The sequence below is a fragment of the Aequorivita marisscotiae genome (genome assembly GCF_029814825.1).
Lineage (GTDB): Bacteria > Bacteroidota > Bacteroidia > Flavobacteriales > Flavobacteriaceae > Aequorivita > Aequorivita marisscotiae.
In genome coordinates, this window is the sequence record NZ_CP122379.1 from 311784 (window position 1) to 332980 (window position 21197).

At 37.7% G+C, this 21197-nt stretch carries 18 protein-coding genes; 7 read left to right on the forward strand and 11 right to left on the reverse strand.

Annotated features, from left to right (window positions below; all coding sequences use genetic code 11):
• Positions 1-382 precede the first annotated feature (382 nt).
• On the forward strand, positions 383-1639 hold the full coding sequence (metK, locus tag QCQ61_RS01525) for a methionine adenosyltransferase (protein ID WP_279448958.1): 1257 nt from the start codon (positions 383-385) through the stop codon (positions 1637-1639).
• Between the two features lie 112 nt (positions 1640-1751).
• Here the strand turns inward: metK and QCQ61_RS01530 are convergent, their stop codons facing one another.
• The 10 genes from QCQ61_RS01530 to alaS form a co-directional block, all read right to left on the reverse strand.
• Complete coding sequence (locus tag QCQ61_RS01530) at positions 1752-3296, reverse strand: M20/M25/M40 family metallo-hydrolase (protein WP_279448959.1); 1545 nt, start codon at positions 3294-3296, stop codon at positions 1752-1754.
• A 175-nt stretch (positions 3297-3471) separates the two neighbouring features.
• The gene (locus tag QCQ61_RS01535; RefSeq protein ID WP_279448960.1) at positions 3472-4119 is read right to left on the reverse strand and encodes a response regulator; all 648 of its coding nucleotides are present in this window, start codon (positions 4117-4119) and stop codon (positions 3472-3474) included.
• Positions 4120-4213: 94 nt separating this feature from the next.
• Entirely contained in the window at positions 4214-5986 is a 1773-nt protein-coding gene (locus tag QCQ61_RS01540) for a tetratricopeptide repeat-containing sensor histidine kinase (protein ID WP_279448961.1), read from the reverse strand.
• 3 nt (positions 5987-5989) lie between these two features.
• Positions 5990-6232, reverse strand: a complete 243-nt coding sequence (locus QCQ61_RS01545; protein WP_279448962.1) for a hypothetical protein — start codon at positions 6230-6232, stop codon at positions 5990-5992.
• 104 nt (positions 6233-6336) lie between these two features.
• A complete protein-coding gene (locus QCQ61_RS01550; protein WP_279448963.1) occupies positions 6337-8316 on the reverse strand; it encodes a tetratricopeptide repeat-containing sensor histidine kinase in 1980 nt (659 codons plus the stop codon).
• Positions 8317-8411: 95 nt separating this feature from the next.
• Positions 8412-9137: a DUF6498-containing protein gene (locus QCQ61_RS01555; RefSeq protein ID WP_279448964.1), complete on the reverse strand. Its 726-nt coding sequence runs from the start codon at positions 9135-9137 to the stop codon at positions 8412-8414.
• Positions 9138-9281: 144 nt separating this feature from the next.
• Positions 9282-11150 carry an outer membrane protein assembly factor BamB family protein gene (locus tag QCQ61_RS01560; RefSeq protein WP_279448965.1) on the reverse strand — a complete coding sequence of 623 codons (1869 nt, stop codon included), beginning with the start codon at positions 11148-11150 and terminating at the stop codon, positions 9282-9284.
• A 228-nt stretch (positions 11151-11378) separates the two neighbouring features.
• Positions 11379-11906 carry a Riean_0653 family protein gene (locus tag QCQ61_RS01565; protein WP_279448966.1) on the reverse strand — a complete coding sequence of 176 codons (528 nt, stop codon included), beginning with the start codon at positions 11904-11906 and terminating at the stop codon, positions 11379-11381.
• A gap of 146 nt (positions 11907-12052) precedes the next feature.
• Complete coding sequence (locus QCQ61_RS01570) at positions 12053-13006, reverse strand: GSCFA domain-containing protein (RefSeq protein ID WP_279448967.1); 954 nt, start codon at positions 13004-13006, stop codon at positions 12053-12055.
• A gap of 59 nt (positions 13007-13065) precedes the next feature.
• Positions 13066-15678 carry an alanine--tRNA ligase gene (alaS, locus tag QCQ61_RS01575; protein ID WP_279448968.1) on the reverse strand — a complete coding sequence of 871 codons (2613 nt, stop codon included), beginning with the start codon at positions 15676-15678 and terminating at the stop codon, positions 13066-13068.
• A gap of 122 nt (positions 15679-15800) precedes the next feature.
• On the opposite strand from alaS, the gene QCQ61_RS01580 reads away from it, so the two are divergent.
• The 5 genes from QCQ61_RS01580 (at position 15801) to QCQ61_RS01600 (ending at position 19158) form a co-directional block, all read left to right on the forward strand.
• Entirely contained in the window at positions 15801-16778 is a 978-nt protein-coding gene (locus QCQ61_RS01580; RefSeq protein ID WP_279448969.1) for a M23 family metallopeptidase, read from the forward strand.
• Between the two features lie 39 nt (positions 16779-16817).
• Positions 16818-17147 carry a MerR family transcriptional regulator gene (locus QCQ61_RS01585; protein WP_279448970.1) on the forward strand — a complete coding sequence of 110 codons (330 nt, stop codon included), beginning with the start codon at positions 16818-16820 and terminating at the stop codon, positions 17145-17147.
• 13 nt (positions 17148-17160) lie between these two features.
• Positions 17161-17769 carry a LemA family protein gene (locus tag QCQ61_RS01590; RefSeq protein ID WP_279448971.1) on the forward strand — a complete coding sequence of 203 codons (609 nt, stop codon included), beginning with the start codon at positions 17161-17163 and terminating at the stop codon, positions 17767-17769.
• Positions 17770-17835: 66 nt separating this feature from the next.
• Complete coding sequence (locus QCQ61_RS01595; RefSeq protein WP_279448972.1) at positions 17836-18297, forward strand: TPM domain-containing protein; 462 nt, start codon at positions 17836-17838, stop codon at positions 18295-18297.
• Positions 18298-18363: 66 nt separating this feature from the next.
• Positions 18364-19158 (forward strand): TPM domain-containing protein, encoded by a 795-nt coding sequence (locus QCQ61_RS01600; RefSeq protein WP_279448973.1) that lies wholly within the window; start codon positions 18364-18366, stop codon positions 19156-19158.
• 58 nt (positions 19159-19216) lie between these two features.
• Here QCQ61_RS01600 and QCQ61_RS01605 read toward each other — a convergent pair whose 3' ends face one another.
• Complete coding sequence (locus tag QCQ61_RS01605; RefSeq protein WP_279448974.1) at positions 19217-20179, reverse strand: YheT family hydrolase; 963 nt, start codon at positions 20177-20179, stop codon at positions 19217-19219.
• A gap of 281 nt (positions 20180-20460) precedes the next feature.
• On the opposite strand from QCQ61_RS01605, the gene QCQ61_RS01610 reads away from it, so the two are divergent.
• The gene (locus QCQ61_RS01610) at positions 20461-21132 is read left to right on the forward strand and encodes a YczE/YyaS/YitT family protein (RefSeq protein ID WP_279448975.1); all 672 of its coding nucleotides are present in this window, start codon (positions 20461-20463) and stop codon (positions 21130-21132) included.
• The last annotated feature ends 65 nt before the right edge of the window (positions 21133-21197 follow it).

The following is a 21197-nucleotide window of genomic DNA, read 5'->3' on the forward strand; positions in this document are numbered from 1 at the left end:
TTTGTGAGTGCAAATATAGCGTCGGAAAAATTTAATACCCAAATATTTCGCCAAAAATCTTTAAATAAAATTCTACTTCATTTAATTTTTCTACTTTTGCCCAAGATAATTTAAGAGGAAAGATTTGACTGATTGCAACCTCTTCAAGCTTGGACTTTTCAAGTTTGAAACCCAACGACAAATGTGGGGTTAAAAATGCTAAAGGCAGTGAAAACTTCCCTTTGGCGCGCTCGTCAAATCTTTTGAAAATGACATAAGACTTTTGGATATAGGACTTAAGACTAGGATGTTCAGATCAATTAAACAATTAATTTTAGTCTTACATCTTACGTCATTTTGTCCAACGTCGTTTTAATTTTTTATAAAATTTTAAATACAAATTATGGCCTATTTATTTACTTCAGAAAGTGTTTCTGAAGGACACCCAGACAAAGTTGCGGATCAAGTTAGCGATGCGCTTTTAGATAACTTTTTGGCTTTTGATCCAGAGAGTAAAGTTGCTTGTGAAACATTGGTTACCACCGGGCAAGTTGTTTTAGCCGGGGAAGTAAAAAGTAACACGTACCTTGATGTACAAAATATTGCGCGCGATGTGATAAACAAAATTGGTTATACAAAGGGCGAGTATAAATTCAGTGGCGATTCATGCGGCGTAATTTCGCTAATTCACGAGCAATCACAAGATATTAACCAAGGTGTTGATCGTGCAAATAAAGAAGAACAAGGCGCTGGCGACCAAGGAATGATGTTCGGTTATGCCACAAAGGAAACCGAAAATTATATGCCCTTAGCGTTAGATATTTCGCATAAAATTTTAATTGAATTGGCTGCGCTTCGTCGCGAAAATTCTGAAATAAAATATCTTCGTCCCGATGCGAAAAGCCAGGTTACAATTGAGTATAGCGATGATAATATTCCGCAGAAAATTGTTGCAATTGTAGTTTCTACCCAGCACGATGAGTTTGATGAAGATGAAAAAATGCTTGCTAAAATCAAAAAAGACATCACGGAAATTTTAATGCCGAGAGTAAAGAAATTGCTACCCGAATACGTTCAAAAATTGTTTAATGATGAAATAGTTTATCACATAAACCCTACAGGAAAATTTGTAATCGGTGGACCACACGGCGATACCGGGCTAACGGGTAGAAAGATTATCGTTGATACCTACGGTGGAAAAGGTGCCCACGGCGGCGGTGCTTTTAGCGGAAAAGACCCGAGTAAAGTAGATAGAAGTGCTGCGTATGCTGCACGACATATTGCGAAAAACCTAGTTGCTGCAGGTGTTGCGGATGAAATTTTAGTTCAAGTAAGTTATGCAATTGGGGTTGTAGAGCCAACTTCAATTTTAGTAAATACCTACAATTCTAAAAATGTAAACCTTTCTGATGGTGAAATTGCGAAAAAGGTTGCTGAAATTTTCAATATGCGCCCGGCGGCAATTGAAAAAAGATTGAAATTGAGAAATCCTATTTATTCCGAAACGGCTTCTTACGGCCATATGGGAAGGGAACCTCAAATTATTACAAAAACTTTTGAAAGCCCGTACAACGGCAAAATGGAAAAAGAAGTGGAACTCTTTACTTGGGAAAAGTTGGACTATGTTGATGAAGTAAAGAAAGCCTTCCAACTTAAATAATTCTCGACTGCGCTCGAACTGATTAGAATAAATAAATTCTAAAAATCAAATCCCAAATTCCAATAGTATTAATTGGAATTTGGGATTCTATTTTTTTTGCAACTTGAAAGGTTTACAGTCCTCCTTTCCGTTCCGGAACCCTTGGTGTTGGCCAAGTTTGCTGTTCGCCAGTTCTATCATTTATTGGTAAAATAATCTGCTCTCGCGAAGTTTTTGATCCGTCTTCCGAGGCCATATAAGCCATTATTGCAGCTAAAATTACATTGCTTTGCACATCGTCAAAAACAATCTTATCGTAGGTGTCTAGGTTTGTGTGCCAAGTGTAATTCCAGTAATCCCAGCTCAATGAGCTTAAATTAAATGCGGGCGCGCCTGCAGCTACAAAACTCGCATTGTCTGATCCGCCAGAGGATGGTCTGCCCGGAAATGTAGTTTCTATATGCTTGCTAATAGTATCTGGAACTGCCTTTAACCAACGTGAAATATATTCGTAAGATTGTAAAAATCCTGCGCCATTAATACTCACTGCTCTACCCGTTCCGTTGTCTTGATTAAAGACCGCCTGAACGTTATTTACAATTTCCGGATGATCTGCAACAAACGAGGAAGATCCGTTTAACCCCTGCTCCTCACTACCCCAATGGCCCACTAAAATAGTGCGTTTTGGATTTGGATATACTTTTTTAAGGATGCGCATGGCTTCCATCATTACCAATGTGCCCGTGCCGTTATCAGTTGCTCCCGTTCCGCCATCCCAAGAATCAAAATGTGCTGAAAGAATTACGTATTCGTCAGGTTTTTCGGTTCCTTTTATTTGGGCAATTGTATTAAATGTTGGCACTACACCAAGATCTTTAGACTCTGCAACCACATGAATTTTAGGCTTATCGCCGTGTTCCACCATTCTGTAAAGCATACTGTAATCTTCCAACTGAATGTCAACGCTTGGTATCTTTTTAGTACGCGCGCCAAAAATTTTATTTACCCCAAAGCCTCTAGACCAGTATGAATCTATAATTCCGACTGCACCAGCACTTTCCAACGCAGGAATAATGCTTCTTCTGTCGTAGCCACTGCGTTTTATGTTTTGGTTCCACTCTTTGGTCATTTCTTCTCTTTCCGTCTTCATTTTTTCAAAAGATTCGGGTGTGGCCCATTCTTTCCAATTATCGTCCGGCCTTCCGGTGGGTTGCTTCATTGCAATCATTACAAATTTTCCTTTGACGGTTGGCAGCCATTTTCTGAATGAAATTGAATCTTTTATCTCGGGAAGTACTATCAATTCGGCTGTTACACCTTTTGATGAAGTTCCGGGACTCCACGCCAGTTGCATCCCGTTTAAAGTTTGAACGCGCGGATAGACCATGTCTATATGGGTTATCCCTCGTTCCCAACCTTTCCACTCGCCCCATTGTTGGTTTTCTGCGGAAATACCCCACCCTTTATATTTGTTAACCGCCCAATCGTGCGCTTGTTGCATTTGAGGGGTTCCCACTAAGCGCGGGCCAATATCGTCCAGCAATTCATGGGCAAGGATTTCGAGCTGTGAATTTTCGTACGCTTCTTTTTGGATGGCTTCCACAACCTCACTTTGCGTCTGTGAAAAGATGGGGAAGGCAAATAATAGTAGAAAAACTGAAGTAAAAATCTTTTTCATTTTTGGTATAATTTCAGGTTAAAAAATAAGTTCCTAAAACTACAATTTATTTTAAGATTTTCCTTTTAATGCATATAATGACCCCAAAGTTTTTCTCTTCCAACAGATTATTAGAGACCTTTGCGGCACAAAAATAAATAGCCAAAAGTTTTATAAAGTTTTGGGGATAGGAGTATTAAATAATATTATGATTTTTTGCCTTTTGAACTGCCTCTATTTTACTGTGTACTTGTAATTTTTTGTAGATGTTTTCTATGTGCTTGCGCACGGTGCTGGGCGAGAGATAAAGATGTTCTGCAATTACAGTATAGCTTAACCCTTTACTGAGTTGTTCCAAAACCTCGACTTCACGGATGGAAAGCGAAATTTCTTCCTTGTCCTTTAAATTTTGAATATCTATAGGGTTTCGCAACAACTTCAACGTTTTCATCGCAATGGAAGGGTTCATTGCCGCACCGCCGTTTAAGGTTTCTAAGATTCCATCGTATAAATCTTTCGGATTGATTTCTTTTAACAAATAACCATCGGCACCCGCTTTTATAGCGTTGAAGATATGCTCGTCATTATCAAAAGCGGTAAGCATAATTATTTTTATATGTGGATATTTCTGCTTGACCATTTGGGTAGTTTCAATGCCGTTGAGCACGGGCATTTCAATATCCATTAAAATAAGATCGAGGTTGTGATCTTCGCCCAACTTTGTAAGCAGCTCGCTCCCGTTTAGCGAGGTGTGCTTTACAACAACGTCTTCAAAAAAGGAGAGTTTTTCCTTTATGGCGTGGATGAGGAAGGAATTGTCGTCAACAATTGAAATTTTCAGCATCTTTGGCAGATTAGTTGTTTTAAAGATACTAAAAATAGACATTTCAAAATTGATTAAAAATAAGGCAATTGCCGTATAAATTCAATCTTGAAAATTATTTCGGAAGGTTCAATAAAATGGATGTTCCCTTTTTGGAGGATTTAACTTGAAGTGTGCCCCCTATTTCCCGTGCCCGTTTTTTCATATTGTTCAAACCATTGCCGAGCGGTGTGCTTTCCGGATCGAAGCCCATTCCGGTATCTGTGATTTCAATATTGTAGGCGGTTTCTTTTGCAGAAATGTTAACTTCAATTTCATCTGCCGAAGCGTATTTTAGTGCATTGTTTACGGCTTCTTGAATAATCCTGTAAATATTCATTCCTTCTACCGAAGTAAAAATGTGGGTTTCATCTACATTTTCTTCAATATTAAACGAAAAATCAGTCTTTTCTGATGCGTTTTTGGCATTTTCAATAAAGTTAGCGATGCGGGTCTGCAGGTCTTCAAAAGTTATATTTTCTTTGTTCATCGCCCAAATAGTGTCGCGCAGCTCGTAAATGGTTTGTTGTGTAAAACTGCTAATGCCTCCGAGTTTCTGGTTCAGTTTTTCGCTGATGTCTGTAAATCCGAACTTTAAGTTATCTATGCTGGAAATAATAAAAGTGAGCTGTGCCCCGATATTGTCGTGCAGATCGCGCGATATGCGTAGCCGTTGCTCCTGCAGTTTATTTTGGGTTTCAATTTTTGCCAAAGCCGATTTTAACTCGCCTTCTTTTTGAAGTTGCCTATTTTTCAGTTTCTGTTGATTGTAAAATAAATAGCCGAGCAAACCGAGAATTAGCGCCAAACCCAAACTTCCGAAAATAAAACTATTTTTACGTCTCACTTCCAAATCTTTTTCGGCCAATTGTGCGCGTTGTTGTAAGATTTGGTTTTCCTTTTTTTCGGTTTCAAACTCAATATTTAATGCCGAAATACGCTCCTGTATTTTTAGACCGTGAATACTGTCTTTTAGGGTAGCATATTTTTCAAAATAAAACAAGGCCGAATCTGCATTGTTCAACTTTTTATAAATATCAGTCAGTTTTTGATAATTGTACAGCGTTAGGTTCTGATACTGCTTTTTTAAAGAAATTGGCAGCGATTTATGCATCAACGGAATAGCATCGCGCCATTTTTGTTCGGCTAAAAACACCTCTCCAAGCTGGGTGTAATTTTCGGCAATGCCCAGTGAATCTGCCCAAAGTAATCGCTGCTGCAACGATTTGTTAAAATACTCCCTTGATTTTGGGAAATTTTCTTGTAACCCATAAACACCGGCAATATTACTCCAGCTGTAAGGAACGCCAATGGTATCGTTTAGTTTTAATTTAATTTCTAAACCTTTATTGAAGTAAAATAACGCGCTGTCCAACTCATTATTAATTTCCTTTAAAACGCCGTAATTATTGTAAATATCCTTGAGCTCGTTTTCAAAATTATTGGTTTCGGCAATGGCTTTTCCTTTTTGCATATACTGCAAAGCTTTTGGCAGATCGCTGTATTTTAAGCTATAGCCCATTTCGCCATAATAATCTGCGAGTCTATCCAATTTGTTCTCGTTTTCATAAATTTTTATGGCCTCGATTGAATTTTTGGTGCTTTCTTCATAATTGCCTTGGTAACCATATACCAAAGAAAGTTGAAAATAGGCATCTGCTATCCCGAGCTTATATGAAATTTTTCTGGCGTTTTCGGCATTATTTTGAAACAGGGCTACTATAGAATCTTGAGGAATATTTAGTCCTTGCACATATAATTTATTAATGGAATCAATTGATTGTTTTTGTTGTGAATAAAGGCTGCCAGAACAGTAGAAAAGTGCGAAGAGAAGTAGAAATCTAACCATAATTTATAGTGCTATGTCTGGCTGTTTAATCAAAGCCTCGTCTAAATTGTACTTTAAAAAATCGTATTTATTTAGATTAAGCGATCTAAAATTTAGTTGACTATAATTTTTAAAAATAGCATTTTCTAAGTTCGCCATTTTTTGATTATGAGTCTGTATTTCTGTTTTTTTCATCTGTAAAAACCAAAATACAATCCCAATAACGGAAAGCAATAAAACCGATAATATGGCGATTTGCAAGTACATAGTTTTACCTGGTTTTAAAACATAAAAATACAGATTCGCGACGTGATAGCCCATAGGGCAATTGCCCTATTTACTCTTCCAGCATTACTAAAAATATAAATTTCTTAAAATTTAAGAACGATTGTAGTTCCCGTTTCTTTTTCTGAAATTATTTCCAGTTTTCCCCGTAAGTCTTCTGTGCGTTTTTTCATATTCGCAATACCGTTACCAAAAGTGATTTTTTCGGGATTAAAACCTTTGCCATTGTCTATTATTTCAATTTTATAAATAAACTCAGTTTTGCCTTTCGTTTTAGCAGTGTGAAGCATTTTGGAAAAGTGAACGGTTATAGCCGTTGCTTCAGAATATTTTAAGGCGTTGTTAACGGCTTCCTGAATTATTCTGTAAATATTCATCCCTTGAATAGAATTATAAACTATTTCCTTTTCTATAGAATTATCTAAGTGAAACTGAAAATTAACATTGCTCGCTATACCCGCCTTTTCAATAAAATTAGCAATGCGAGCCTGCAGATCGCCAATTGAAATATCTGTTTTGTTCATCGCCCAAATAGTGTCTCGCAACTCAAAAATGGTTTGCCCGGTAAATTTGCTGATGCTATTTAATTTCTCGTTCAGTTTTTCATTTTTTTCTGAAAATCCGTATTGCAAGTTATCTATTGAAGAGATAATAAAAGTGAGCTGCGAACCAATATTGTCGTGCAAGTCGCGCGAAATACGCAACCGCTGTTCCTGCAATTGATTTTGGGTTTCAATTTTTGCAAGGGCGGTTTTTAATTCGCCTTCCTTTTTAAGCTGTCTATTTTTTAATTTTTGTTGATTGTACAATAAATATCCTAAAAGCCCAAGTATTAAAACCAAGGCCGTCATCCCGAAAATAAAAGTGTTTTTTTGCTCAACTTTTAGTTCGCTTTCTGCAAGATTGGCACGTGTTTCGGCAAGATCTCTTTCCCTTTCGGAAACTTTAAATTTTGTTTCTAAGTTTGCGGTTTTTTCGGCATTTTCAGTAGAAAAAATACTGTCTTTTGCGGCAAGGGCCTTTTCAAAATAACGCATTCCTTCAGTATAGTTGTTCTCCATAAAATACACTTGGGAAGCGGCCCCGTAAAAATCTACGGCCGAAACCAAAAGGTCGGGAAATTCAACTAAAAAGTTATTTCCGGTTTCAATATAATCTTTAGCCTTATTTATTTGCCCGGAGCCTAAATATGCCGAAATAATATTGGCAATTGCCGAAAGATTTGCCCGTCTTTCAATATTCAAACGGTTTCTTTCCGAAATAGATTTTTGTAAAATAGGAATTGCCTTGGTGTAAGCTCCCGTTGCAATGTGCAAATTGGCCAATCCGTTTAAAGTATTGTAAAGCACTCCGTATTCGTTTGCTTCTTCGGCTGCTTTTACAGCTTCATTAAATGCTTTTTCAGCTTCGTTATACTTGTTTTTCTGCGACAGGGAAATTCCAATATTGTTTAACGAAATGGCAATATTCTTTTTATCTCCTATCGCACGCCGTAGTTCTAGCGCTTGGTTGTGATATTCCAAGGCTTTGTCCGGAAGGCCCATTTCCTGGTAAATTAGCCCTATATTGCTATAATATGTATCTGCAGACGAACTGGAAATTTCGCTTTTATTCATCTCTAAGGCTTGAAAAAAGTAATATAACGCTTCTTGATAATTGCCTTTATTCCAATGAAACATGCCCAAGTTATTAATTACCATAATGGTAATTGTTTTATAATTGTGGGCTTGGCTTATATCTAATGCTTTTTCAAAATAATATTTTGCCGAATCTGAATTTCCCGAAACATCGTAGTAAATTCCGTACGTATTAGTAAGTTCTGCCTCAGAAAACGGATTGTTTTTTTGCTGTGAAGCTTTTATGCCTTTTAACAATAATTTTTTCGCTCGTACCGGTTCATTAAAAATGTAGTAAAAACTAACGCGATTAAAAATCCTGAGCCTCACCGAGTCGTTTGAGCTTTCGGCAACCACCATTAAACTGTCTATTTTTTTTTGTGCAGACTGAGAAAAAAGTGAGGAAATCCCGAATATTAGAAAAAGTGCAATACACGAAAGTTTTTTCATAAGTGCTTTTGTTCAGCTACCTAAAGTACTGAAAAAAAACAAATGGCAAGATTGAAGGGTGGATTTTTGAATCTGAAAACACCACGACCCCTTGGTTATTCGCTATATTCCTGTAGCTGCTTTTCTATTTTTGAATATTCTTCTGGCGATTTTGCTATTTTTTTTGAGAGCAGCTCCAACATCCTTCCGTCTTTTTTTATAGAGAACAATACCAAATCTATAAAAAGCCTAAACAGTATTAAAAGTATTGCGGCAACGTAACCGTCATTGGAAAGCATAAAAAAGAAGAATGCTAAAATCACTACAAATTGTTGTATAAATATACGTACGTAGGGTTTCATCATAATGTTATCTGGCGCGTACTCTTTATACTTTTCATTTTTAATAAAATTTGTGTAAAAGTAGCTTAAGTTATTTATGAAAATAGAAGCCAAAATTAAAGGCATTCCTGCGCTACTCAGTAAATAGGTGTAGTTGTGAAGTAAATAAAAACCATCCTTAATCCCGGGAACTGAGCCTTGAAAAAGTGTAAAGGCAAAAATAGATTGAATAGCTACAAACATACCGTAATGCACAGTAAAAAAGAGCATTAACGGAATTCCGGTAAGTTGCGCATTTGGATCGGTAGATTTTTTTCCGTATTTGCTTACCAGAGCTAATTTTGCCAAATGGATAATTCCAATAACGATAGTTTCTAAAAAATAGGCAAAAACAATGGTTAACGGATCGGCTAATTTAAAGGCTAAAAGCAATAACAGAAAGAGCGCATTTGCCCATAAAACGAAGTTGGATTTGGTTGGTAATAAAATTGCTTTCCACATAGTTATTTGGTTAATCTAAAGTATAATTTGTTGAATTTTAGAAATAAAAAAATAAAACCCCATAGGTTAATATGGGGTTTTGGCAACCTCAAATGCTCCTCACTTCACTTGTGGTTTTGAAAAGTAACCCGGTTAGTAGTTAGTTTACTTTTTAAGATCGTATGCAAAAATGGAATTATTATCTGCTTTGTAATATAGTATGCCACCTATTTCGTCTACAACATATTCTGGCTTTTTATCTTTTAGAACAATTTCTTTTTCCTTGTTTCCGGAGTCTTTGTTAATCTTTACTAACCCAACGCCATCATCCAATTTTGTAAGTATAAATTGGTCGTTTTTAGTTGCTGCTGTAGCTTTAAAACGCTTGAGCATTTCGGCAATAGATGCACCACTAGCAGCAGCCATTCCTCCCGCTAAATCTGCTTCGCGATCGGCTCTGTCATCATAGCCTGCAAGTCTGTTTTGTACAGATGAGTTAGCTGCAGCCACTGCCGTTGTTGCTGCGGCAACCGCTGCAACACCTGCCAAAATAGCTCCCATTGCACTTTTCCCTGGAGCGCGATAATATTCGTGCCATTGCTTGCCACCATTCCAATCTATTAATTGCATATTTTGATCGCTCGTAAGTAAAATTCCTCCATCGCGAATTTCTACGTGCGAGGGATCTTCCTTGCCATCAAATTTAGATTCGGCTAATGTGCTTACTTCACCGGAATTTGCATCTACGGCATACAAAGTTTCATCAGCACTAATTAAGTAGCGATTGTTCTTTTTATCGAAAGTAGAGCTTACCGCGCCAGCTCTTTTATATTTTAAGGGTTTTTTCCAAACTTGTTCTCCGTTGCTGAGATTTACAATATTAGCATCTTCCGAAGTAATATAAATTAACCCCTGTGGCGTATGCGCCATTGTTAAGATATTTTCACCAGTTTTTAGTGGTTTTTTGAAAAGCGTTTGACCATCAAAAGAAATTTTATTAATTCCACCTTCATAAATCCCGAAGAGAATACCGTCTTCCATCACGTAAAAATGTTGTACATACCCTTTGGTTTTTGGGGCTTTATCCCAAAGATCTTCACCGTTAGTTGCGCTCAAAAATGCAATGTTCGATTCATTTTTTGCGGCAAAAACGCTGTTACTACCACCATCACTCTGGTTACTCACTACCGCAATTCCATTTGGTAAAATTTGAAAATTAGCTATTTGCCCTTTTACTTTATGATCATCTTTCCAAAGCTCCGCGCCATTTATTCCTAATTTGTGAATGCGGGTATTTTTTCCTTGGTTTACCGATTCAAAAGCATATATTTCAGTTTCTGAAGCATCGGCAACAAGCGCATTCATATTTTTCATATCGTTTTTCCAAATAAGTTCTCCCGTTTGGGCTTTCATATTAAAAACTCCTTGCGACGTAGGCACCACTAAACTGTTTTTTAATAATAGAGGCGTACCGGTTACCATATAGGTTTTTGCTATCCCTACACGACCGGGTTCGCCAATATCAAACCTGTAATCTTCTTTTCCTGTATTAAGATCGTACACCGCTACTTGTTGTGCATATTGTTCTTTTGAAGTTCTATTACCGCTTACTACTAATTTGTTTTGGGGCATCATAACATTTAGGGTTATAACATCTTTCCAACCATTACTTTCGGTACTAAAAAGAGTTTTACCGGAAATATAATCAATAACGGTTTTTTTAGAATTCAAATTAGCAAAGCCTCCTTGAAAAATTACAACGTACGGCGCATTTGACACAAAGGTGAGTTCTTCTGGTTTTACTCGTCCGTATTCGGTAAAATTAAACAACAGTTGGTTGCTACCTGGCTTAATCCCCACTAAACCATCATTGGTAGCAACTACCATTGTACCTCCTTGGGTAAGTTGCATTTCATTAATTTTGGCTCCAGTATCGTAGCGAAAATCTGGTTCCTCCGCTCTTTGGGCTAACAGTACGTTTTCAGTGCAAAATGCTAAACAAAGAAAAACGTAAAAACAAATTGAAGTTTTCATAATCGTGGTTTTTTAAATGTTGATATTCAAAGGTGCCCCGAAATGAAGGGATAATCAATAGGGCAGTTGCCGTATTTAGCTTCAAATTTCGAAGAAGAATCTGGACCAAACTTTCTCTCTTTGGAGAGATTGGGCATAAAAAAACCGGAGAAAAAACTTGCGTTTTGTCCCCGGCCCACGTAAAAACCTCAACATCTGAGATTCTAATTTGTGTTTTCTTTTTAATAATTAGTTATTAGTAACCTCAATGTTGAACTGGCCTTCAGTCACCTCAACTGTGTCGTTGTTGTCATCTAAATTAAACCCTGTAAATCTGAACGTTCCTTTTACAGTATTGCCATCAAAGCTAGAAATGCTCAGTGTACCATTATTTCCCTGTCCCGTTCCTAAAGTTGTATAAATTACAACTGTGTTTGGATCTGGATTTCCTGGATCTGGAAGGTAGCTGTACGTACCTAAATTCATAAAATTAAGGTCGTAAGTGCCTTCACCATCAAAGTTTAGAATCATCATTTGCAGGTTTTCAGATTGCTCAGTTCCGCCACTTATAGCTAAAACTTGCGAAGAGCCAGAATTGGATAACTGTGCTACCACAGTTCCCTGCATCCCCGTAAAGCTGTTACCATCTACTTTTGCCGAGAATGTTCCTGTGCCACCCTGTGGATCGTCGCCACCGTCATCATCCTTTTTACAAGACGTTAAACTAACTGCTAGTACAGCCATTAATACTAAAATTGTTTTGTTGAAAGTTTTCATAATGTTTGGTTTTAGTTCTCCGCCGTGGCGGATACGTGATTACTATTTTGATACAAAGTTGCCTCAATTACAGATACTTCACAATAGGGCAATTGACGTATTCTATTGAAATCGGCAGACCGAAGAGGGTAGAATTAAAACCAGTTTTAAAATTGGATATGCGGAAATCGTTGTTGAAGAGTTGCAATTTTCCGTTCAAGTTTATCCAAGAATTGAAGATGTTCCGCACTTTTAGGGTTGAAAGATTTGTGACGCAAACCACTTTGAATTGAAGCTATTTCTTTCTGAAGAGTTTCCGTTTCCGAAGAAATCCACGCTTTTGAAAATTTATTCCAAATAATTTCGATAGCCGTTTTGTTAGGGTGAAGCAAATCTTCGGCGTAAAAACGGTAATCGCGCAACTCGTCCATCATAATTTCATACGATGGAAAATAGAAACTTCTCGACTGCGCTCGAAGTGACAATGATTGCTGGATTGCGGAAATAAGATGTGCCTTACTGAGCGAATTTTCAGTGAAACCATCTTTAAGATGCCGAACTGGGGATACCGTAAAAATAAGTTGAGCCCCTTTATTTACAGTATTAATTTTTTCTGAAATATTCTGAATACTGCTTAAAATAGCTTCAATAGAAAGTAACTCCTTTTGGAAATACTGCTGCGAAAGTTTGTGGCAATTCGCAACTATTTCATTATTTTCCAAGTGTCTGTAAACCCAAGAAGTTCCGAACGTGAATATAATATGTGTTGAAGTGAATAACGCTTCCCGAAGGTTTTTTAATGCCAAATTCAGATTGGCTAGAAATTCATTTTTATCTAAAGCCGCCAGCTCAGAATGCGCTTCAAAACATTTCCAGATTCCGTTGTGCTCAAAAATATCTGCTTCGGAAAATAATTTGTTTTCGATTGCTCGAACTACAAGTTTTTCAATAGATACTGGATTGAAAATAACCCCAATCGGATTTTGTAGATTTTTAAATTTGAAATAGTTAAACTTAGCCCCAATATTTTCCGAAAAACAGCTTCCCATTAAAAGCACTTTGGAAGTGTAATCTATCTGATTTTCTTCTGCGCTCAGCGGTATTTCCGTTTGAAGTTTCATAATTCAGTATTCAGTTGGCAGTAGCAGTTGGCAGTACTGAATACTGAAACTGCAAACTGCTACTTTATAAATTCCTTTGCTTTTGATAAAGCTTCTTCAATTCCTGCAGGGTTTTTGCCTCCCGCAGTTGCAAAGAATGCTTGTCCGCCGCCGCCGCCTTGAATGTATTTTCCGAGTTCGCGAATAATTTTTCCGGCATCGAGGTTTTTTTCCGAAGCCAATTCTTTTGAAATATAACACGCCAAAAGTGCCTTTCCATCTTTTTCAGTTCCAAATACCAGAAATAGATTTTCGGTTTCGCCGCCCATTTCAAAAGCTAAATCTTTCATACCACCGGCGTCTAAATCTATCCTTTTCGCAAGAAAGTTTATTCCGTTTATATTTTCTATTTCAGCCTTTAGATCGCCTTTTAAATTCTTTGCTTTGTCTTTTAACAACTGTTGAATCTGTTTTTGCAATATGCTGTTTTCTTCTTGCAAACTTTCCACTGCCTTTACTGGGTCTTGCGCATTGTTCAGCGCTTTTTGAAGTGAGGCAAAAGATTCGCTTCTGTCAATAAAATACTGTTTTGCAGCATCGCCCGTTATGGCTTCAATCCGCCGGATTCCAGATGCAACAGCCCCTTCCGAAGTAATTATAAAATGCCAAATATCGTTAGTATTCGGCACATGCGTACCGCCGCACAGTTCTATTGATTTGCCGAATTTTATGGCCCGAACCGCATCGCCGTATTTTTCGCCAAATAACGCAATTGCACCTTGGTCAATAGCTTGTTGGTACGGAATGTTACGTTTTTCTTCTAAAGCGATTCCCTCACGGATTCGCGCATTTACAAAGTCTTCAACTTGTTTCAATTGTTCATCGGTAACTTTTGCAAAATGTGAAAAGTCAAAACGCAAATTTCGGCTGTGTACCATACTTCCTTTTTGAGCAACATGTTCGCCTAAAATATTTCGCAAAGCTTGGTGAAGTAAGTGTGTGGCAGTATGGTTTGAAGCAGTTCGGCTTCGTTGAAGTTGATCTACCACAGCTGTAAAAGTAGCATCTAAATTTCGCGGAAGCGTTTTTGTAAAGTGAATAATTAAATTATTTTCCTTTTTTGTATCTACAATATATGTAACGCCGCCGTCTGCCGCCTTTAGATAACCCTTATCGCCCACTTGGCCTCCACCCTCGGGATAAAAAGGGGTCAGGTTAAAAACAAGTTGGTACATTTCGCCATCTTTTTTACTTTCCACCTTTCGGTAACGGGTAATTCTTACTTGTGTTTCCAGAGTGTCGTACCCTACAAATTCTTCAACATCGTCCTTTTCCAAAACCTCCCAATCTCCCGTTTCCACTTTTGTTGCAGCACGAGAGCGATTTTTTTGTTGTTGCAGCTCGGCATCAAATTCCTTTTCGTTTAAAGAATAGCCGCGTTCGCGGAGAATCAATGCTGTTAAATCTATCGGGAAACCGAAGGTATCGTACAATTCAAAAGCTTTTTTTCCAGAAATTTCTTTGGAATCTGCAGTTTCAATAACGTTTTCGAGCAATACCAAACCTTGATCGAGCGTACGAAGAAACGACTGCTCCTCTTCGCGAATTACGTTTGTTATCAAATTTTTTTCGGTAATAAGTTCTGGAAAAGCTTCGCCCATTTGTGCGCTTAAAGTTGCCACGAGTTTATAAATAAACGGTTCCTTTTTATCCAAAAATGTAAATCCGTAGCGAATTGCTCTTCGTAAAATTCTTCTAATTACGTAGCCAGCACCTGTATTGCTTGGCAATTGACCATCTGCAATTGAAAAAGCTACGGCACGTATATGGTCTGCAATAACGCGAGTTGCAATATCTTTCTTTTCGTCTTTTCCGTATTTTGAATTTGTTATCGCTTCAATTTCACGAATTAGCGGTGTAAAAACATCGGTGTCGTAATTACTTTGTTTGTTTTGAAGTGCCATACACAAACGTTCAAAACCCATTCCGGTATCTACGTGTTGTGAAGCCAATTTTTCTAAGCTTCCGTTAGCTTTCCGATTGAACTGCATAAAAACCAAATTCCAAACTTCCACAACTTGCGGATGGTCTTGGTTTACCAAGTCCTTCCCGGAAATTTTAGCTTTTTCTGCAGCAGAACGAATATCAATATGTATTTCGCTACACGGACCACAAGGACCTTGGTCGCCCATTTCCCAGAAATTGTCCTTTTTATTTCCGTTTAAAATTCGGTCTTCGGGCACAAATTGTTTCCAAAGATTGTATGCTTCGGTATCGCGTTCTAAACTTTCACTTTCGTCGCCTTCAAAAATGGTAACGTAGAGGCTATCTTTATCAATTTTATAAACTTCGGTTAACAGTTCCCACGCCCATTCAATGGCTTCCTTTTTAAAATAATCACCAAAGCTCCAATTGCCTAACATTTCAAACATGGTGTGGTGGTAGGTATCCATGCCCACTTCTTCCAAATCGTTGTGCTTTCCGCTAACGCGAAGACATTTTTGAGTATCGGCTATCCGATTGCTTTTTGGGGTGCCATTCCCTAAGAAATACTCTTTAAACGGTGCCATCCCACTGTTTATAAACATTAGGGTTGGGTCGTTTTTTACTACCATCGGTGCAGAAGGTACAATGGTATGTTGTTTCGATTTAAAAAATTCTAAAAATTGGGAACGTATTTCCTGAGACTTCATTTGTTATAAAATTATGCTAAATTAATGCTTGGGCGCAGAAGTAAACAATTTCTATCTTTGTAAAAACGTTACCTTTACCTCGCGCGAATAAGCAACGCGCAAAAATAGCAATTTTTTAACGCATGTCTAAGGTTAAATATTACTACGATAGCGAAACGCTCTCGTACCGAAAAATAGAAAGAAAAAAAGGGAGAAAGTTAAAAATCTTTATCCTGAGTTTTCTGGGTATGGCACTGAGTGGTTTTTTATGGTTCCTAGTTTATATAAATCTCCCCCAAGTACAAACCCCCAAAGAATTGGCGCTTCAACGCGAGTTAAACAATATGGAACTCCAGTTTGAACTTTTAAACAAAAAGATTGATCAGGCACAGGCCGTACTTGCCGAAGTTGAGGAAAGAGACAACAATTTGTATCGCGTGTATTTTGAATCGAACCCTATTCCCGAAGAACAGCGACGCGCTGGTTTTGGAGGAATAAACCGATACAAGGATTTAGAGGGTTTCAACAATTCAAAATTAATAATAAATACCACCCGCAATTTAGATGTATTGACCAAACAGATTGTAATCCAATCTAAATCTTTGGACGAAATAGCAAAACTCGCAGAAGAAAAAGAGAAACTTTTGGCAGCTATTCCAGCCATACAGCCAGTAAAAAATGAAGACCTTACCCGCATGGCCTCTGGTTACGGTTACCGCACAGATCCATTTACAAAAGCGCGCAAGTTTCACTACGGAATGGATTTTACCGCACCTCGAGGAACACCGGTATACGCAACGGGCGACGGTAAAGTTACACGTGCCGATAATACTGCAACTGGCTACGGAAACCACGTGGTAATAAACCACGGCTATGGTTACGAAAGTTTATACGCACATTTGTATAAATACAATGTTCGTGTAGGGCAAAAGGTACAACGCGGCGATATCATTGGGTTTGTTGGTAGCACCGGAAGAAGTGAAGCACCGCATTGCCATTACGAAGTTTTTAAAGACAATGAGCGTATTAACCCAATTAACTTTTACTACGGAAGCTTAACTGCAGAAGAATTTGCAGATATTTTAAGAAAGTCGCAGGAAGAAAACCAATCGCTGGATTAATTTAGAATTTTTTGAATTATAAATTTATAATTAAAAAAAATGCACATTGACCTACCCGAAAAATTGTATTACAGCATTGGCGAAGTAGCCGAAGCTTTTAGCGTAAATACATCGCTAATACGTTTTTGGGAAAAGGAATTTGATGTATTAAAACCAAAGAAGAATGCCAAGGGCAACCGTAAGTTTACCCCTCAGGACATAAAAAACCTCGAATTAATTTATCATTTAGTGAAAGAACGCGGATTTACACTCGAAGGCGCTAAAATTCACTTAAAGGAAAACAAACAAAAAACACTAAATCAATTTGAGATTATTCGCAAATTGGAATCGGTAAAAGCAGAACTATTAAAAATTAAAGAACAACTCTAAAATCAATCCTATTATGAAAAAATGGTTACCTCTTATTATAATTGTTGGCGTTATTTTAATTATCGGAGGCTACTTGGCCAGCCTCAACAATAAATTGGTAGTCTTAGACCAAAAGGCCACCGCACAATGGGCTAATGTTGAAAGCTCCTACCAACGTCGTGCAGACTTAATTCCGAATATTGTAAGTACCGCAAAAGGCTATGCAGAATTTGAGCAGGAAACCCTTATTGCCGTTACCGAAGCCCGTAGCAAGGCCACATCAATTAATGTAGATCCTACAAATATTACCCCAGAGCAATTGGCACAATTTCAACAAGCGCAGGCTGGCGTTAGTTCTGCCCTATCGCGTCTTTTAGCAGTTTTTGAAAGATATCCGGATTTAAAGGCTAATGAAAATTTTAAAGAATTAATAAACGAACTAGAGCGTACCGAAAACCGTATAAATGTTGAACGAAATAGGTTTAACGAAACTGCTCGTATGTTAAATACTAAGCTAAATCAATTTCCTACAAAACTCTTCGCAGGAATTCTTGGTTTCCACGAAAAAGCATACTTTAAAGCTGATGCCGGTAGCGAAAATGCACCAAAAGTAGATTTCGACTTCGGAAAAGATACGAAATAAGCCTGTGCTATTCGAGTACGGTAAAATTTCGATTGAAAACCATTTTTGAAAATAAAAAGAAGAACCATGTCTAAAGTTGAAGATTTTCTTACAAAGGAAGAAGAAGCAGCTATAATTGAAGCCATTCGCAAATCTGAGAAAAACACCTCGGGCGAGATACGTGTTCATATAGAACCCAGTTCGGTTTCTGCGGAAGAACCAAATAAACCGATAGACGCTTTTGATCGCGCTGCAGAAGTGTTTGATATGTTAAATATGGCTAACACAAAAGCGCGCAATGGGGTATTAATATACGTAGCCGTAAACGATCGGACGTTAGTAATTATGGGCGATAAGGGCATTAATGATATAGTAGGCCAAAACTTTTGGGAAAGTACCAAAGATATTATTATTAACCATTTTAAAAATGGCCACATGAAACAAGGCTTGGTAGAAGGAATTTTAAAAGCAGGCGAACAGTTAAAGAAACATTTCCCATACCAAAAAGATGATAAAAACGAACTCCCGGATGATATTTCGGTAGGGTAGTTTTTACGTGTGCCTAAATACTTCAACTTTATTCAGCAACTATTAAGTTGATTGAAAAAAAATGCAATGAGAACATTTCTTCAGAAATATAAATTCGTACTTACATTATTAGCTATTACTTTTTGTTTTCAAAATGTAGTAGCACAATACGAAATTCCACCCAAGCCCGAAAAGCAAACTTCGTTATACGATTACATAAATTTGCTTACGCCCACGCAAAAAACGGCTTTGGAAAGTAAGTTGGTACGCTATGCAGATTCTACATCAACGCAGATTGTATGTATAATTATTGGCTCTACCCAAGGGGAGGATATTTCAATGTTAGGTGCAGAATGGGGTCAAAAATGGGGTATTGGCCAAAAAGGTGAAGACAACGGAATTGTAATTACACTGGCCAAAGATGACCGGCGAGTAGATATAAATACCGGCTATGGCATTGAGTACAGAATAACCGATTTGATGTCCGAGCGAATTATAAACCGCATTATGATTCCTGAATTTAAATCAGGAAATTATTATGCTGGGCTCGATAAAGGCAGCGATGCCATATTTGCAGCTTTAAAAGGTGAATTTAAAGAAGATAGGGATTTCAGCAAAAAAGACGGAACGCCCATTCCATTTTTTATCATATTCATTTTTATCATTATCATTATTGCCTTAATAAACAAAGGTGGTAGAGGCGGTAAAGGTGGCGGTAGTAGCTTGCTTGATATAATTGTACTCAGCAGCCTGGGCCGCGGTGGTTTTGGCGGTGGCGGCGGTAGCTTTGGCGGCGGAGGAAGTTTTGGTGGAGGCGGCGGTTTTGGCGGTGGTTTCGGTGGTGGCGGTTTTGGAGGCGGCGGTGCTAGCGGTGGATGGTAAACTGTATTTACGAATGAGTAATTACAGAACCGTGAATTTCAGCTAAATTATAGCTGCTTTACTTCGCAATTTCTTCAAAGAATTCAAAAGCACGCACTACGGAGTAGGGGTGTTTAGATATTTTCAACGGAAATGCACAATGCCCCCCATGGTGAGGCGTTTCCAAAAACAAATACTTGTGGCGTTCAGCCAGCGCAATAGGATGGTCATCTTTCCCCAAAATAGGATCGTCCCAAGCATTCATGACCAAAACTGGCGTTTTAATACCGTCGATGGAATATTTTGGAGAGGCTTTTAAATAATAATCTTCAAGATCTAAATAATCCCCGTGAACAGGAACTATAAACCGGAGAATTACATCCTCAAATGTTTTAATTTGTTTTGAGGTTTCTTGGGAAATTATATCTGGAAATTGTTGTGATTTGTATTGAATTTTTGCCCTAATCTTCCGGATAAAACGACTTAAATATATTTTACTAATTCCACTTTGAATTTTTTCGGCACTGGATTTTAATTGAATTGGTGCCGAAATAGCCACCGCTGCTTTTACTTTATCAGAAATTTTATTTCTACCCAGATAATTTAAAATTTGATCCCCACCCAAAGAAAACCCAATTGGGAAAACTTCTTCAAATCCGCTCGCAATTACGTGTTCAATTACAAATTCTAAATCTGTGATGGAACCGTGATGGTACAGATATGGCAGCAAGTTCATTTCACCACCACAACTGCGGTTGTTCCAAGCAAAAACCGAATACCCTTTAGCGATAAAAAAGTTCGCACAAGCATTGTTGTAGTTTTTTCGCGAATCGCCTTCTAATCCGTGACACAATATAATAGCTTTTTTAGAACTCTTTACAATATAATCTAATAGCAGAAAATCTCCATCGGGCAATAGCAATCGCTTTCGCTTATAGTTAGGCGCATTCAATTTGCGAATAATGCCTTCGTAAATCGTAGAAATATGTCCATTTTGAAAAATGAAGTCGGTTTCGTAAGATGAATTGTTTATATAGGGCATATTTTTACTCCTTGATTTATGCGCTTAGCCTAAAGGTAAGATTCTTTTACGCTACATAAAATTGAAATCTGTAAAAACTGGATCGCCCCTTTACAATTCTTCACTTTGTAGGAGTATTTTCAAAGCTAAATAGAGAAGAGTAAAGATAGCAGTGACTAACTTTATTTCGGTTAGTATTTATTGATTGTATATTCTGAAACATTCACCATTTTTAAAAAAAATCACCCCCAATTACCTTTCAATTTTCGTAGTTTGCAGCTTTAATTTTCCGAAGCTAATTCATGAAAACACAAGCATCAAAAGTTTGGCGTCACAACAGTATTCGTTATGCATTTTTTTTTCTTGGTCTTATTTTTTTTGGACTGGGCGTGGCGGTTTCCGTTAAGGTAAAACATCTTGGCTTACATCCTTGGGATGTTCTAAACGTGGCCTTATTTGAACATTTTGGTTTTAGTATTGGCACTTGGAGCATCGTGGTTGGTTTGCTACTAATAGGGATTTCACTATTGGTGAGCAAAAAGTATATTAATATTGGTACATTTCTCAATGCATTGCTCATTGGACCAATCATGGATTTCTTTCTTTGGATAGATATTTTGCCAGATGCAAGTTACAATTGGACAGACTATTTAATACTACTGGTGGGAATCGTGCTCATAGGTTTGGGCGGAGGTCTATACGTTTCGGGAGGCGTAGGCGCTGGTCCAAGAGATGGATTTATGCTTTCCATATCAGAACGAACAAGATTATCTGTGAGCAAAGCCCGAATTTTAGTGGAGAGCTTAGTGCTGGTTATCGGGTTTTTATTGGGAGGCCCTGTGTTTTGGGTAACATTTATTTATACTTTTATCCTGAGCCCGATTTTTCAATTTTCTCTGAAATTTTTTACCCGGCTTAGATCTAAATTAGATGGAGTTAATGACCAGCCAGATATGGCGAGAAATAAATTTTAACACCCTCGATGCGCAAAAAAAAATTCCGAATATTATGGTTCTTGAATTTTAAATTATTTTAAAGA

Coding starts and splice junctions, on each gene's coding strand:
- metK (WP_279448958.1), top strand. CDS start 383: ATGGCCTATTTATTTACTTCAGAAAGTGTTTCTGAAGGACACCCAGAC.
- QCQ61_RS01530 (WP_279448959.1), bottom strand. CDS start 3,296: ATGAAAAAGATTTTTACTTCAGTTTTTCTACTATTATTTGCCTTCCCC.
- QCQ61_RS01535 (WP_279448960.1), bottom strand. CDS start 4,119: ATGCTGAAAATTTCAATTGTTGACGACAATTCCTTCCTCATCCACGCC.
- QCQ61_RS01540 (WP_279448961.1), bottom strand. CDS start 5,986: ATGGTTAGATTTCTACTTCTCTTCGCACTTTTCTACTGTTCTGGCAGC.
- QCQ61_RS01545 (WP_279448962.1), bottom strand. CDS start 6,232: ATGTACTTGCAAATCGCCATATTATCGGTTTTATTGCTTTCCGTTATT.
- QCQ61_RS01550 (WP_279448963.1), bottom strand. CDS start 8,316: ATGAAAAAACTTTCGTGTATTGCACTTTTTCTAATATTCGGGATTTCC.
- QCQ61_RS01555 (WP_279448964.1), bottom strand. CDS start 9,137: ATGTGGAAAGCAATTTTATTACCAACCAAATCCAACTTCGTTTTATGG.
- QCQ61_RS01560 (WP_279448965.1), bottom strand. CDS start 11,150: ATGAAAACTTCAATTTGTTTTTACGTTTTTCTTTGTTTAGCATTTTGC.
- QCQ61_RS01565 (WP_279448966.1), bottom strand. CDS start 11,906: ATGAAAACTTTCAACAAAACAATTTTAGTATTAATGGCTGTACTAGCA.
- QCQ61_RS01570 (WP_279448967.1), bottom strand. CDS start 13,006: ATGAAACTTCAAACGGAAATACCGCTGAGCGCAGAAGAAAATCAGATA.
- alaS (WP_279448968.1), bottom strand. CDS start 15,678: ATGAAGTCTCAGGAAATACGTTCCCAATTTTTAGAATTTTTTAAATCG.
- QCQ61_RS01580 (WP_279448969.1), top strand. CDS start 15,801: ATGTCTAAGGTTAAATATTACTACGATAGCGAAACGCTCTCGTACCGA.
- QCQ61_RS01585 (WP_279448970.1), top strand. CDS start 16,818: ATGCACATTGACCTACCCGAAAAATTGTATTACAGCATTGGCGAAGTA.
- QCQ61_RS01590 (WP_279448971.1), top strand. CDS start 17,161: ATGAAAAAATGGTTACCTCTTATTATAATTGTTGGCGTTATTTTAATT.
- QCQ61_RS01595 (WP_279448972.1), top strand. CDS start 17,836: ATGTCTAAAGTTGAAGATTTTCTTACAAAGGAAGAAGAAGCAGCTATA.
- QCQ61_RS01600 (WP_279448973.1), top strand. CDS start 18,364: ATGAGAACATTTCTTCAGAAATATAAATTCGTACTTACATTATTAGCT.
- QCQ61_RS01605 (WP_279448974.1), bottom strand. CDS start 20,179: ATGCCCTATATAAACAATTCATCTTACGAAACCGACTTCATTTTTCAA.
- QCQ61_RS01610 (WP_279448975.1), top strand. CDS start 20,461: ATGAAAACACAAGCATCAAAAGTTTGGCGTCACAACAGTATTCGTTAT.